Genomic DNA, 13,960 nt, shown 5'->3' on the forward strand with positions numbered 1-13,960 from the left:
CGGTCAAGCCCTCAGGCGACAGACGCCCCCTCGTGCTGCAGCAGCCAGCGCTTGCGCTCCAGCCCGCCGGCATAGCCGGTCAGCGTCCCGTTCGCCCCGATCACCCGATGGCAGGGCACAATCAGGCCGACCGGATTCCGGCCGTTGGCCAGTCCCACAGCCCGCACCGCCTTCGGCGAACCGATCGCCGCCGCCAACTGGCCGTAGCTGCGCGTCTCGCCCGCCGGAATGGACCGCAGCGCCTTCCAGACCGATCGCTGGAAATCCGTTCCGCCCGTCTTGACCGTCAGCCCGTCCAGCGCACCGATGTCACCGGCGAAATAGCGCTCGACCGCCGCCCGCACCGGCCCGGGCGCAGCCCCGGCGGTCAGGGATGCCCCCGGCGCATGCCGCTCCAGCAGCCGGTTCATGCGGGCCTCATGGTCTGCGAAGTCCAGCGCCCGCACGGCACCCTCGTCATCGGTGACCAGCAGCACCTCGCCCACCGGCGAGGCGACCCGGTCGAGGGTCAGGGACTCAGGCTGCGCGTTTCGCATCGTCGCTCTCCATCAATTGGTTCCCGCTGATCCCCGCAAGGGCCAGATGCAGCGCGCCATAGGCCCGCCAGGGGCGCCAGGTTTCGGCGCGGGTGGCGAGCGTCTCATCGTCCAGGCGGTCGTTGGGCGCCTCGTCCCCATCGTCGATCCACTCGCCGGGCAGCCGCAGCCCCGGCCGCGCCGCAACCAAAGGCCCCAGTACCGGATCGGCCGAAAGGTCGCGCCCGATCGCCTCGGGATCGGCCGACAGGTCGAACACCCGCCGCACCCGGGCCAGCACGCCCGGCAGGGCCCTGAGGTCGTCCGCCTCCACGCAGACCGAGACCCGCCCGGCCTCCGTCGGCTCGACCGTGACCGCACCGTCCGCGCCGTCCACCCCCCGGGTCAGGACCCGCGACCACCGCCGCCCCTCGACCGCATCGCCACGGGCCGTCAGGGCCTCAAACATCGCATCCCAGTCATAGGGCGGGCGGAACGACAGGCTCAGCCGAACACCGCCCACATGCAGCCGCTCGCCACGTCGCCGCAGCGCCGAGGGCGGCCGGCCATACAGGGCCTGAAAGGTCTCGTTGAACCGCCGCACACTGCCGAAGCCCGAGGCCAGCGCCACCTGTGCCATCGACAGATCGGTCTGGTGGATCAGGGCCTTGGCCAGCAGCACGCGCCGGGTCTGGGCCACGCTGACCGGGGCGGCGCCCAGATGCTGGCGGAACAGTCGCCGCAGGTGCCGTTCGCCGACCCCCAGCCGCCCGGCCAGTGCGTCGACATCCCCCTCATCCAGCGCGCCGGCCTCGATCAGGGCCAGGGCCCGGCTGACGGTATTCGATGTGCCGCGCCAGGCGCCCATGTCGGGGGCCGTCTCGGGGCGGCAGCGCAGACAGGCGCGAAAGCCCGCCTCCTCCGCCGCCGCCGCCGAGACCACGAAGACCATATTCTCCCGCTTCGGCGTCCGCGCGGGACAGACCGGGCGGCAGTAGATGCCCGTGGTCTTCACACAGCCGAAGAACCGCCCGTCGAACCGCGCATCCCGCGTCAGAACGGCGCGGTAGCAGGCCTCCTGATCGAGTTCGTGCGCGTTTTCCATGTCCGCAGAATGATCGCTGCGGGCATGGAAGTCTCGCGGTTTTCGGACATGGCGGTGCCGGGCCGCGTCGGGGGAGGGGGACCGCCCAAACGGGGGTGGAGAGGTGGAGAAGGTCGCATGCAACCGACGACGCCGCGTCCGCCGGCCGCCGGGGACCGGAGCCTTGTCATCCCGGCCGCAGCGAAGCGGAGAGCCGGGACGTGGCGGCTCAAGAAATCCATTGCTTCCGGACAGCCCACAGGGCTGAGCCGGAAGAAGGGGTGCTGCCGTACGGTCTTTGAAAGGGCCACCGCCGGAGTTGCCTCAACCTGTCTCCCGGCTCAGCCCAAGCGGGCTGTCCGGGAGGGTGAGAAATGGTTCGTCAGTCCCGTCCCGGCTCTCCGCTTCGCTGCGGCCGGGATGACAGGGGCAGCGAAATACGTCACCGGGCGAGGATCCTACCCCCGCGCCAGCCGTCCGAGGTTGGCGAGGATGCTGAACGCCAGGCTGATCGCCGAGACGGCCAGCACCCAGACCATCACCACCGAGAGGGTGCCGGCGACACCGGCAAGATCTCGCGCGCCATCACCGAGGGTCCTGAGGGTGTCAAAGTTGAGCATGGCCCAGTCGCCCGCGATCCGCGCCGTCTCCTCGCCGCGCGTCAGGGTGAACCAGTGGCCGGCCTGGAAGATCAGCCAGGTCAGCCACAGGCCGGCCCCGGCGACAACGATCCGGGCCGCCGCCCGCGCCCGGGCGGCATAGGGTCGGACCAGGCTGGCCAGGTCGACGGCCATCTGGGCGAAGGCATAGAGCAGGATCGGCCCGAACAGGATCGACCAGATCGGTGCGCCGCTGACGGCGGCATCCTCGCCGCGCAGCTCAACTGTCACCAGGCCGGGGAAATGCAGCACCCCGATCCACCACAGGACGAACATGCCGGTGGCGAGGAAGGAGAAGAGATAATCCCCGCCCGGCCAGGCCTTCGGCTTCGTCTTCGGCATCCACGACGGTTTCGCGGCCTTCGCCGTCTCGGTTCCCGTCATCGACATGCCCCAGGCCGCAGGGTCGGCCAGACCGAAGGCCCCCAGATCCTTGACCCGCCATTTCGTCAGCCAGGCCGGCCGGATACCCTGATGTTCGAAGATGGCCGCCGCCAGCGTCGCCGCCCCGATCAGGGTCAGGCCGGCGCCGAAGAAGCCGTGGAAGGCGTGGGCGATATCCTGCCCGAAATTGTCGGACCCACTGATCACCCGGATGAACAGGGTGAGGGCGAAGACCGCTGCCAGCACCATCAGTCCGGCCTTCACCCCGAACAGCCAGTAGGGAAACAGCTCCGGCCCGACCAGCGAGTCCGGCCCCTTGCGGTAGCGCGCGGCCACGACCAGCGGATGGCCGATCTCGCGCAGGATCGCCTCCTGCTCGTCCTCGGTCAGGGCGCGGCCCAGCGCCTCTTCCTTCGCCTCGAACCGGCTCAGGATCAGGTCACGCAGTTCGGCGGTGATGTCGGTGCGTTCGTCCTGCGGCAACTGCGCGGCGACGGCGTTCAGATAGCGGTCAATCAGGTCCACGGCTTTTCCCCTTCAGCCCGGGTTTCAGAGAATCTTGTCGAGCGAGGCGTTGATGCCCCGCCATTCGTCGGCCAGGGCGGCCAGCATCGACACGCCGCCCGGCGACAGGACGTAGAAGCGCTTCTTCCGCTTCTCCTCCTCGCGCCATTCGCTGTTCAGCAGCCCCTGGCTCTCCAGCCGGCGCAGCAGCGGATAGAGGGTCGATTCCTCCATCTCCAGCCCGTCGGCGGCCAGGGCCTGCCGCAGGGTGTAGCCGTAGCGCTCGGTCCTCAGACAGGCGAGCACCGCCAGCACCAGCGACCCGCGCCGCAGCTCCAGCCGCATCGATTCATAGAGGTCCGGATCGAGGCTCATGCCATTGCCCTGCATCTCACATAGTGTGTGACACACAGTGTATGCCGCATACTGTATGAGGGAGTCAATACACACCCCATCCGTCATCCTCGGGCTTGACCCGAGGATCAGACCGTCCGGTGCTCCATCAAAGCCGCACGGGCACGATCGCAGGGCCGACACCGTCAACCAGCCCGCCACTCGCGTCTGATCCTCGGGTCAAGCCCGAGGATGACGCAGAGGGTGCGCGGTCGTCACTCCGGGATCCCCGCGCCGTCCCAGGCGAAGACGCCGCCGCTGTCGGCGGGCGTCAGGCCGTCGACCACCGCCAGCAGTCGCTCCGCCGAATGCTCCGCCGTGAACAGCTTCTCCGGCCTGACCCCCTTCTGGAACGGCGCGCTCAGGCCGGTGTCGACGGTGCCGGGATGCAGGCCCGCGACCACCGCCTGCGGATGGGTGCGCCCCAGCTCGACCGCCAGATTGCGCAGGATCATGTTCAGGGCCGCCTTGGACGCCCGATAGCTATGCCAGCCACCCAGCCGGTTGTCGCCGATGGACCCGACCCGCGCCGACAGGGCCGTGAACGCGGCCCGCCGGTCGCGCGGCAGCAGCGGCAGGAAATGTTTCGCGACCAGGGCCGGGCCGACCGCATTGATCCGGTAGTCGCGCAGCAGATGATCGGCGTCGAGCGCGCGCCAGCTGCGTTCCGGCTCATACCCGTGATGCAGCACCCCGGTGGCGACGAACACCAGCGCCGGGGCCGGCCCTTCGGCCACCCTTGCCGCCGCCGCCGCGATCGAGGCCTCGTCCTCCAGATCGAACCCCGTGCCCGCACGCGACAGGGCATGGACAACGGCGAACCGCCCGGAGTGCTCGAGCTGACGGGCTACCGCCGCGCCGATCCCGCCTGATGCGCCGATTACGACCGCCGCCGGATGCTGAATGAGTGTCATGGTGCAATCAGCGCTCGCCATCGACCATGGGTCAAGCGGACGGGTGTCCGGGGGGCCTTTTGCCTCAGATGTCGGCGAGCGGGACCCCGCCCCTCCGGCCTTGACGGACCGGCGCGTCCGCCCCAGATCGGACCGGCGTCGAGATGCCTCCCCGGAGTGTCGACGACAGGGGTGGACACGCGCGCATGACGGACCTGGCGATCTTCTATGAGCATCCCGCATGGTTCGAGCCGCTGTTCGCCGCGCTCGACCGCCGCGGCGTCGACTGGACGAAGATTCACGCCGGCGACCATGTCTTTGACACCGGACCGGGCACCCCGCCCGCGCCCCTGATCTTCAACCGCATCGGCATGTCCGCCTTCCTGCGCGAGACCGAGCATCCGATCTTCTACGCCCGCACCCTGTTCGATCACTGGGAGGGTCAGGGGGCCCGCGTCGTCAACGGTGCGGCGCTGGAGGTCGACACCTCCAAGGGCCGGCAGATTTCCCTGATCCGACGCCTCGGCTATGGCGCGCCCGAGACCCGGATGGTGCACCGGGCGGCAGACCTGTCGAAGGCCGCCTCGGGCCTGCGCTTTCCGGTGCTGGTCAAGCCGGACATCGGCGGCTCGGGCGCGGGCATCCAGCGGTTCGACACGCCGGAAGACCTGGCCGGGGCGGTCGCCGCGGGCACGGTGTCCATGGGTATCAACAGCTGTGCCCTGGTGCAGGAACAGGCCCCGGCCCGCGACGGCCGCATCGTCCGGGTCGAGACCCTGAACGGCCGCTTCCTCTATGCCTGCAGCGTCGAGACCGGTGGTTTCGACCTGTGCCTCGCCGACGTCTGCATGGTCGCGCCGGGCAAGGCCTCGATCCAGATCGAGGCGATCACCCCGCCGCCCGAGGTCATCGCCGCCGCAGAACACATCGCCCGCGCCTCGCAGATCGATGTCGGTGGCGTCGAATATCTGGTCGACGACCGCGACGGCTCGGTGAAATTCTACGACATCAATGCGCTGTCGAATTTCGTCGCCGATCCGGTGACGGTCCTCGGCTTCGATCCCCACGACCGCCTGATCGACGCTCTGGTCGACCGGATCACCGCCGGAAAGGCCGCAGCGGGTCGGCACAGCTGAGCAGATCGCCGAACGGGTCGAGGCCCATAAGGCCGCCGGGCTGAACCGCCTCCGCCTGCAGATGAGCCCGCAGGAAGAGGAGATGGAGCGGCTCTCGGCCCAGGGGATCAAGCCCGGGCCGAACAACCAGGTCCTGGACCGTTCGTCGACTCAGTTGGTGCGGGCCGAAAGGTTCATCACAACGAGCACAACGAGGCCACAGCGGCCACGACGGGACCGTGCGGTTGCCGCGTGTGTCGATCTTTCCCGGCAACGAAATGAGACAAGGGCGGCTTTGCCGCCGAACCTCCCTCCGACGAAAAATCGAGCCTGAAGGAAGCGATCCGCGATGGGGCCACCGTCCCGATCCCGTCGTGTCCGCTGTGGCCCGTTGTGCTCGTTGTGATGAACTCTTGTCGCTGGAGGCCCATGCGTCAACTGGAGCGCCGATGGCTCTAGCCGACCGCCCGCACATTGTCGTTCGAGTCCCGGTCGATCCATTTGTTGAACGGATCGACGCCTGCGAACCGCGGCTCCCGCGTCGTGATGAAGCGCAGGGTCTGGACACCCGACCGGATCGGGCGCCGCTCCAGCTGGACCACATCGTCCTCGCCGAAACCCGCCTTGCCGGGCTCGACGGTGAAGAGGCCGACGTCGAACATCTCGTTCAGCGGCGCCGCGGTCTCGACCCCTTTGCCATCCGCATAAAGTTTGCGGGCGTCGACGGTGACCGCAACGTCCCAGCGGCCATCAGCGCGGCGCGTGGCCGTCACCCCGGTCGTCTTGACGTCATAGAGGGTGATCTTCTCGAACAGGTCGGTGATCAGGGCCTGTTTGTCCGCCGGAGCCTCGGCCCGGATGGCGGCGATCAGGTCGAGCGAGCGCGGATAGGGCGCGCCCTTGAAGGCGTACTGCGCCAGCACCCGGCGCAGGGCGCGGTTGACCGCCTCCTCGCCGATCTGGTCGCGCAACAGATACATGACCAGCCCGCCCTTCTGATAGTAGATGTAGGGCTGGTTCTCGACGCGTATCAGCGGCATCTCCTCCAGCCGCTCGGTGCCGCGTGCGCTGAGATAGCGGTCCAGCTCCTGCTTCAGGAAGCGACGGATCTGCTCCCGGCCGTACATCTTCTCCATGACCATCAGCGCGGAATACTGCGCCAGGGTCTCGGACAGGACGGTCGACCCCTGCTGGTCGGAACCCACCACCTGGTGTGCCCACCACTGGTGAGCGAACTCATGGGCCCCGACGTAGGTGACATAGTCGACCTTGGTCTCGTCGCTGAGGTCAGCGATGAAGCCGAGCCCTTCTGCCCAGGCAAAGGTGTTGGGATAGGACTGGGCGAACGCCCCGTAAGGGAACTCCACGATCCGCGCCTGCCGGAACTGGTAGGGGCTGAAATGGGTCTGGAAATAGTCCAGCGACGCCGACAGGGCGTCGAGCATCCGCGGCACATTGCGGTCATGGGCGGCGTCGTGGAAGACCACCATCTCTACCCCGTTGTGCGTCCGTGCGGTCCGCTCATAGCGGGCTGACTGCACCGAGAAGAAGTTCAGCACCGGGGACTCGGTCAAGAACCGGCTGGTGCGGCGGTCACCACGGACCACGTCCGAGACCATCTGGCCCGGCGCGACCACGGTCTGGTCGGCCTCGGTCGAGATGGTGATGTCGGCGGTGACCCAGTCCGCCCCGATGTAGTTGCGGCGGCGGGCAGACTCGTCCTCCAGCCGGGCGGGACGCAGCTCGGCCGGCAGGCCCGCCTTGCGGCGCTTGCTGCGATCGGTCAGCAGGCCCTGGCGGTCCATGCCGATCATCGGCGCGAACTCCATGTTGTTCACGAAGGTGCCGTTGTCGACCAGACGGGTGGTGTTGCCGTTGGCCCGGAAACCCCGCTGCTCCAGCACGGTCTCGAAGGTCACGGTGCGGCGTTCGCCGGGCTGCATCGGTTTGGCGAAACGGTAGATCCGGTATTCGAAATCCTTCCATTCGCGGGCGACGGTCGCGCCTTCGACGGTCAGGCTGACCATATCCAGATCGCCGGTCCAGCGCAGGTGGACCTCGGGCAGGGGCGCTGAGGTGTTGTTGACCAGAACATAGGTTCCGCGCGTGGTCAGCTTCGGCTGATGCGGACGCAGGTCCATGACCAGCCGCACATCGGCCACCGACGGCTGGGGCGTGGTCTCGTAGCGCAGCAGCGTCTTTTCGTAGGCGACCTGCTCGGCCTCCTGCTGGGTCTGGGTCCGGTACTCATTCCAGACATTGGTGTTCATGTAGATGAAGACACCGAGGCCGACGAAGGCCGCCAGGGCCGCCCCTCCGATCAGGCCCGCGGGGCCCTTCAGCCGGTGTGGCAGCCGCTTCAGGCGGGGCCACAGGCGGGTCTCGGTCCCGCGCCGCCACAGGGCATAGGCCAGCACCAGCAGGATGACGGCAAACGCGCTCCAGTAGGCATCCAGCCAGGCCGCGAAGCCCGCGAAATCACCACGGCCGTTCATGTCCGACAAGGGCACGCCGATGCCCGCACCGTAGCGGTAAAGGATATGGTCGAAGCCGAGGTTCGACAGCACCAGCGTCGAGATCAGATAGACGACCATGATCGCCCAGCCGACAAATTTGTTGGGCGACAGCGCCTGGACGAAGATCGCCAGAACGGCCAGTTGCAGGAAACTCAGCGACTGCGGGAACACGTACCAGAGCAGGTATTTGCCCAGCTCATAGTCGGTGTACCCCTTGATCGTCTGGGTCACCACGCCGGCGAGGACGCCGATCAGCAGGGTCGAGATCAGGACCAGGGCCAGGGCCAGGGTCTTGGGGACCAGGAAGGTCCAGTCCGGCGTCGACGAGGCGTCGACGATCTCGTGCACCTTGCGGTCCCGGTCGCGCCAGACCAGTTCGCCCGAATAGTAGATGGCGATGACGATCGATATCAGGCCGAAGGTCCCGGTCAGGCCCTCGATCACCACGCGCGTCACCAGCAGGATCGGCGCGCCATAGATCTCTCCGGTGAAGAACAGGGTCGCCACAGCGAAGGCCATGGCCAGCAGGACCAGCACCACATAGGCCGGGCTCTTGAATACCAGCACCGTCTCGAACACGGCCCGGGACCACAGCTGGGTCAGGCCGCTGGCGAAGCCGTAGCTCGGGCGCGGCAGGGCGCCGACGGGGGTGACGACGACGTCCTTCTCGACCAGCGCCTTGAGACGATCCTGCTTCTTCAGCTTGGCCCCGCGCGGCGAGGGCCGGTAGAGCAGATAGGCGGCACCGAGGAAGGCCGCGCCGACCGCAGTCCAGATCACCCGGTTCCAGAGCAGCACGCCTTCCAGCGGGGCATTCAGCGTGTTCCGCTCGGCGGCGGTCCAGTATTTGGTGACCAGACCATAGGCGCCCGAGCCGAACGGCTCGGCCCAGGCCATGGCGACCTCGAACTCAGGCCGCGAGCCCAGCACACCGGTCGAGGCCAGATAGGCAATCAGGACCGCGACCACGCCGATATAGGTGGCCATCATCGACCGGGTGATCGTGGCCAGCATGAAGAACAGGGCCGAGGTCAGGAACAGGCCGGTCAGGCCGAATACGAGGTAGGCATAAACATAGTCACCCAGCCGCAAGGGCCCGATCGTCTCGGGATCGACCCAGGGCATGAAGGTGCCCGCCAGGGTGCCGAGGGCGATGCTCATGTAGCACAGCGCCACGGCCGCAAAGGCCCCCAGGAAGCGGCCATACAGATAGGCGCCCTTGGTGATCCGCGTGGACAGGATCATCGGCCCGAAGCCGGTTTGGGTGTCACGCGCCACGACGTTGGCCACGATCGCCGTCGTCGCCAGCATGAAGAAGACGTTGAAGATGATGTGCGCGATCGCCAGCGAGAAGGGCGCGTTCACGAGCACATTGCCGCCCGACCCGATCTGGACGTTCGGACTGGCGACCGCGCCGAAGGCCAGCAGGCCGAAGATGATGGCGATGACCCAGAAGGCCGGCTGGCGCAGCTGGTAGCGGAATTCGAAACTGGCGATCCTGGCGAACATGATCCGTTCCTCAGGCCGCGCGGCGCGAGGCGTTGACGGTCGCCAGATAGACATCCTCAAGCCCGCCCGGTGCCGGCTCGAACCCGTCACCCGGATGGGTGTCAGACAGGACGTGGATCACGGTACGGCCGGCGAAGAGCCGGCTCGAAATGACATTGTGGGCCTTGCTGAATGCGGCCAGGTCGGCCTTGTCGACGGTTCTGGTCCAGACCCGCCCCTCGAGCGTATGCATCAGCTCGATCGGCGCGCCTTCGAGCTGGATCTTGCCGCCGGCCAGCACCGCCATGCGGGGGCACAGGTCGGTGACGTCCTCGACGATATGGGTCGACAGGATGATGACGACATTCTCGCCGACCTCGGCCAGCAGGTTGAGGAAGCGGTTGCGCTCTTCCGGGTCGAGGCCGGCGGTCGGCTCGTCGACAATGATCAGTTCGGGGTTGCCGATCAGGGCCTGGGCAATGCCGAAGCGCTGGCGCATGCCGCCCGAGAAGCCGGCCAGCGCCTTGCCCCGCACGGGCCAGAGATTGACCTGGTTCAGCAGGGCCTCGACCGTCTGCTTGCGATCCCTGCCGTTGGAGATGCCCTTCAGCACCGCCATGTGATCCAGCATGTCGTAGGCGGAAACGCGCGGATAGACGCCGAAATCCTGGGGCAGATAACCGAGCACACGGCGGAGCTGGTCCGGGGTCCGGATCACATCGATGTCGCCGAACCGGATCGAGCCCGAGGTCGGCGTCTGCAGCGTCGCGATCGACCGCATGAGGGTCGATTTGCCCGCACCGTTGGGCCCCAGCAGGCCGAACATCCCCTTGGGAATGCTCAGGCTGACGCCGTCCAGCGCCCGTGTCCCATTGCCGTAGACATGGGTCAGGTTTTCGATCGTCAGCATGGGAGCCCTCCTCAAAGTCAAGGAGTCTTGTCATTCAGCAATTCGGCTAGCAAGTTACGTTTCTGACAGGTTGCCGGCCCCACCCTGCAAGGGGCGCAGCCGACCGACGCAATCCCGCCTCCATGACGCCCGGAGTCCGGTATTTGCTGTCGAAACCGCACCGCCTATCTGTAAGCGCGTCAAACCGTTAGACTAACGACCCAATCCCGTTGGAACCGCCGCCCCCGTGTTGAAGAACCTGCTCCCCAGCAAGCCGGGCACCGAGCCCCTCGCCGAGGCGCTGAGGGCGTGCAAGACCCATTTCATCTGGGCCTTTGTGTTCTCGGCCCTGGTCAATCTGCTGTATCTGACCCCCACCCTCTACATGATGCAGGTCTATGATCGCGTCGTGCCGACCGGGGGGCTGACCACCCTGGTTCTGATCACCGCGGTCGCCGTCTTCGCGCTCGCGGCGCTGGCGGCGCTGGACTGGTTGCGGGGCCGGCTGATGCTGCGCGCCGGGCTGCGGCTGGACCGGCTGCTGTCCGGCAAGGTTCTGTCGCGGGTCGTCGATCTTCAGGCGAAATCACCCAACACCCAGGCCTTGCGTGAGTTCGACCATGTCCGGGGCGCCATCGGCGGTCAGGGCATGCTGGCCCTGTTCGATGCGCCCTGGACCCCGATCTACCTGCTGTGCTGCTTCCTGCTTCACCCGGCCATCGGGCTGCTGACCCTGGTCGGCGGGATCATTCTGTTCGCCCTCGCCTGGCTGAACGAGCGCGACACCCGGCCTCGCCTGAACAAGGCCATCCAGTCTCAGAACCACGCCTATGCCGCCCAGGAGGGTGTCGCCAGCCAGGCCGAGGTCGTCCGGGCCCTGGGCATGCGCCAGTCCTCGATCGCGCGTCAGATCGAGCAGCGCCAGCTGGCCACCGCCGCCCAGGCCGACGCCCAGCTGGCCGGTGGCCACTATTCCGGCGCGATCAAATTTCTTCGGCTCGTGTTGCAGTCCGCAGCGCTGGGCCTCGCCGCCTGGCTGGCGGTGAAGGGCGACATCACCCCGGGCTCCATCATCGCCGCCTCGGTGCTGCTGAGCCGCGCCGTGGCTCCGGTCGAACTGGTGGTCGGCGTCTGGCCCAGCCTCGTGCAGGCGGTCGCCAGCTGGAAGACCCTGACCGACCTGTTCGCGGGTACCGCCTCGGTCGAACGCGAACGCACCACCCTGCCCGACCCCAGGGGCCGGTTGCAGGTCGAGGGGGTCTCGGTGAAATTTCCGGACACCGAGGCGCCGCAACTTCGGAGCGTCACCTTTGCGCTGAAACCCGGCGAAACCCTGGGCATCGTCGGCTCAAGCGGTTCGGGCAAGACCACGCTGGCGCGGGTCATCGCCGGGGCCTTCAAGCCGCAGGGCGGCACCGTGCGGCTCGACGGCGCCGAGTATGACGCGCGGGACGGTGACGAACTGGCGCGCTGGATCGGCTATCTGCCCCAGGTCCCCAGCCTGTTCGCCGGCTCGATCAAGGACAATATCTCGCGGTTTTCGACCGCCATCGGGGTGGATCAGGAAACGGCCGACCGGGACGCGGTCAAGGCGGCCATGGCGGCGGGGGCCCATGAGCTGATCCTGCGCCTGCCGAACGGCTACGATACCCGGCTCGGCCCCCATGGCCAGGGCCTTTCCGCCGGTCAGGCCCAGCGCGTCGCCCTGGCCCGGGCGCTCTATCGGGACCCCGTTCTGCTGGTGCTGGACGAGCCCAATTCCAACCTCGACCAGGAAGGCGAGGCCGCCCTGATGCAGGCCATTCTGGGGGCCGCCGCCCGTGGCGCGGCCGTGGTCATCATCGCCCACCGGGCCGGGGTTCTGGCGCGGGTCGACCGGCTGCTGATGATGCGGGACGGCGTCGTCCAGCTGGAGGGACCGCGCGAGGAGGTGCTGGAGAAGATGCGCGCCACCGCCGGCCGTCCCGCCCAGCCGGCCCAGCCACCGACATCCCGGCCAAATCAGCAGCAGCCCCAGCCGCCCGCGCAACCGGCCAGCCAGCCCCGGCGCACCCAATGACCGAGGCCGGTGCCCCGCCAGACCCGACGCCGCCCGCGCCCGACGGCCCCGTGCCGCCGACACCACCCGCCGGTCCGGCCCTGACCCTCGACAACCCCCGTCGCGAGCTGGTCGTCGGGGGCGCGATCATTGTCCTGTTCTTTGTGATCTTCCTCGGTTGGGCCGCGCTGGCCCCCCTCGATGCCGGTGCCTATGCCCAGGGCCAGATCGCCATTTCGGGCAATCGGCAGGCCGTGCAGCATCGCGAGGGCGGGGTTGTGAGCGCCCTGCTGGTGGCTGAGGGCGATACGGTGCGCAGCGGCCAGGTCTTGCTGCAGCTGTCCAGCGGCGAGCTCAAGGCCATCGAACGCGGCGCCTCCAGCCAGTACTTTGCCCTGATCGCCCAGCGGGCCCGGCTGATCGCCGAACGCGACAGACTCGGCAGTATTCCAAGCCCCGCCGAGTTCGCCAACCTGCCGGTTGAGGACCAGCGGCTGGCCCGCGAGTCCCTGCGCATCCAGCAGCAGCAGTTCGGCGCACGCCGAACCGGTCGAACCACCGAGACCGGTGTGCTGGGCCAGCGCGTCGCCCAGTTGAATGAGCAGATCGCCGGCTATGAGGGCCAGATCGTCGCCAATGTCGAGCAGCAGCGCCTGATTCAGGAGGAGCTGGCGGGTATGCGCCGCCTCGCCGAACAGGGTTTCGCCCCCCTGACCCGGGTGCGGGCGCTGGAACGGACCGCCGCCCAGCTGGACGGTGAGCTGGGGTCCCTCCGGGCCCAGATCGCCCAGTCGCGGGAAGCCGTCGGCGAGGCCCGGCTGCAGATGTCCGGCGTCTCGACCCGGATGAATGAGGATGTGGCCGACCAGCTGCGCCAGATCGATGTGCAGCTGAACGAAGTCAAACCTCGCATGGACGAGCTGCGGGCCCAACTCGCGCGCAATCAGGTGCGGGCGCCGGTCTCGGGCGAGGTCGTCGGCCTGACCATCTTCACCCAGGGCGGCGTCATCCAGGCGGGCCAGACCCTGATGGAGATCGTGCCCCGCGATGCCTCCCAGGTTATCGTCGCCCAGATCGCGCCCAATGACGTCGACAACCTGCGGATCGGACAGACCACCGAGGTCCGCTTCCCCGGCCTGCGCGAGCGCAACCCGCCGATCATCCGCGGCCGGGTCACCCGCATTTCCGCTGACAGTTTCACGGTCCAGGAGACCGGGGCCCGTTATTTCCGGGCCGAGATCATCGTCCCCGCCGCCGAACTGGCCAAACTCGGCCGGGGTGCTGAAACCCTGCGCCCCGGCGCGCCCGTCGAGGTGGTGGTGCTGCTGCGCAAGCGGACGGCGCTCGGCTATCTGCTGGAACCCCTGACCAACCAGCTGTGGCGGTCGGGAAGCGGGCAATAGGGTCGAGGGATTAGGGATTAGGGCTTAGGGCTTAGGGCTTAGGGAGAGGTTGGGCCGGGCGCTGTGACGGAGCCCGCGG

At 68.0% G+C, this 13,960-nt stretch carries 10 protein-coding genes; 3 read left to right on the top strand and 7 right to left on the bottom strand.

Features of this window, described 5'->3' with window-relative positions; all coding sequences use genetic code 11:
- Positions 1–11: 11 nt before the first annotated feature.
- The 5 genes from Q0053_RS03535 to Q0053_RS03555 form a co-directional block, all read right to left on the bottom strand.
- A complete protein-coding gene (locus Q0053_RS03535) occupies positions 12–536 on the bottom strand; it encodes a methylated-DNA--[protein]-cysteine S-methyltransferase (protein ID WP_298096103.1) in 525 nt (174 codons plus the stop codon).
- Complete coding sequence (locus tag Q0053_RS03540; RefSeq protein ID WP_298096106.1) at positions 517–1,620, bottom strand: Ada metal-binding domain-containing protein; 1,104 nt, start codon at positions 1,618–1,620, stop codon at positions 517–519. The genes Q0053_RS03535 and Q0053_RS03540 overlap by 20 nt, the downstream gene beginning before the upstream one ends.
- A 437-nt stretch (positions 1,621–2,057) precedes the next feature.
- A complete protein-coding gene (locus Q0053_RS03545) occupies positions 2,058–3,167 on the bottom strand; it encodes a hypothetical protein (RefSeq protein ID WP_298096108.1) in 1,110 nt (369 codons plus the stop codon).
- Between the two features lie 24 nt (positions 3,168–3,191).
- Positions 3,192–3,521 (bottom strand): PadR family transcriptional regulator, encoded by a 330-nt coding sequence (locus Q0053_RS03550; protein ID WP_298096111.1) that lies wholly within the window; start codon positions 3,519–3,521, stop codon positions 3,192–3,194.
- Between the two features lie 233 nt (positions 3,522–3,754).
- Positions 3,755–4,453 carry an SDR family NAD(P)-dependent oxidoreductase gene (locus tag Q0053_RS03555; protein WP_298096114.1) on the bottom strand — a complete coding sequence of 233 codons (699 nt, stop codon included), beginning with the start codon at positions 4,451–4,453 and terminating at the stop codon, positions 3,755–3,757.
- A gap of 185 nt (positions 4,454–4,638) precedes the next feature.
- Between Q0053_RS03555 and Q0053_RS03560 the strand changes: the two genes are divergently transcribed.
- Positions 4,639–5,568 (top strand): alpha-L-glutamate ligase, encoded by a 930-nt coding sequence (locus tag Q0053_RS03560; RefSeq protein WP_298096116.1) that lies wholly within the window; start codon positions 4,639–4,641, stop codon positions 5,566–5,568.
- Between the two features lie 434 nt (positions 5,569–6,002).
- Here the strand turns inward: Q0053_RS03560 and Q0053_RS03565 are convergent, their stop codons facing one another.
- Both Q0053_RS03565 and Q0053_RS03570 read right to left on the bottom strand, forming a co-directional pair.
- Positions 6,003–9,572 (bottom strand): M1 family aminopeptidase, encoded by a 3,570-nt coding sequence (locus Q0053_RS03565; RefSeq protein WP_298096119.1) that lies wholly within the window; start codon positions 9,570–9,572, stop codon positions 6,003–6,005.
- A 10-nt stretch (positions 9,573–9,582) separates the two neighbouring features.
- Entirely contained in the window at positions 9,583–10,461 is an 879-nt protein-coding gene (locus Q0053_RS03570; protein WP_298096121.1) for an ABC transporter ATP-binding protein, read from the bottom strand.
- Between the two features lie 226 nt (positions 10,462–10,687).
- On the opposite strand from Q0053_RS03570, the gene Q0053_RS03575 reads away from it, so the two are divergent.
- Both Q0053_RS03575 and Q0053_RS03580 read left to right on the top strand, forming a co-directional pair.
- Complete coding sequence (locus Q0053_RS03575) at positions 10,688–12,499, top strand: type I secretion system permease/ATPase (protein WP_298096124.1); 1,812 nt, start codon at positions 10,688–10,690, stop codon at positions 12,497–12,499.
- A complete protein-coding gene (locus Q0053_RS03580; protein ID WP_298096125.1) occupies positions 12,496–13,881 on the top strand; it encodes an HlyD family type I secretion periplasmic adaptor subunit in 1,386 nt (461 codons plus the stop codon). The genes Q0053_RS03575 and Q0053_RS03580 overlap by 4 nt, the downstream gene beginning before the upstream one ends.
- Positions 13,882–13,960 lie beyond the last annotated feature (79 nt).

The sequence above is a fragment of the Brevundimonas sp. genome (assembly GCF_027487935.1).
Classification (GTDB): Bacteria; Pseudomonadota; Alphaproteobacteria; order Caulobacterales; family Caulobacteraceae; genus Brevundimonas.

Coding starts and splice junctions, on each gene's coding strand:
- Q0053_RS03535 (WP_298096103.1), bottom strand. CDS start 536: ATGCGAAACGCGCAGCCTGAGTCCCTGACCCTCGACCGGGTCGCCTCG.
- Q0053_RS03540 (WP_298096106.1), bottom strand. CDS start 1,620: ATGGAAAACGCGCACGAACTCGATCAGGAGGCCTGCTACCGCGCCGTT.
- Q0053_RS03550 (WP_298096111.1), bottom strand. CDS start 3,521: ATGAGCCTCGATCCGGACCTCTATGAATCGATGCGGCTGGAGCTGCGG.
- Q0053_RS03555 (WP_298096114.1), bottom strand. CDS start 4,453: ATGACACTCATTCAGCATCCGGCGGCGGTCGTAATCGGCGCATCAGGC.
- Q0053_RS03560 (WP_298096116.1), top strand. CDS start 4,639: ATGACGGACCTGGCGATCTTCTATGAGCATCCCGCATGGTTCGAGCCG.
- Q0053_RS03565 (WP_298096119.1), bottom strand. CDS start 9,572: ATGTTCGCCAGGATCGCCAGTTTCGAATTCCGCTACCAGCTGCGCCAG.
- Q0053_RS03570 (WP_298096121.1), bottom strand. CDS start 10,461: ATGCTGACGATCGAAAACCTGACCCATGTCTACGGCAATGGGACACGG.
- Q0053_RS03580 (WP_298096125.1), top strand. CDS start 12,496: ATGACCGAGGCCGGTGCCCCGCCAGACCCGACGCCGCCCGCGCCCGAC.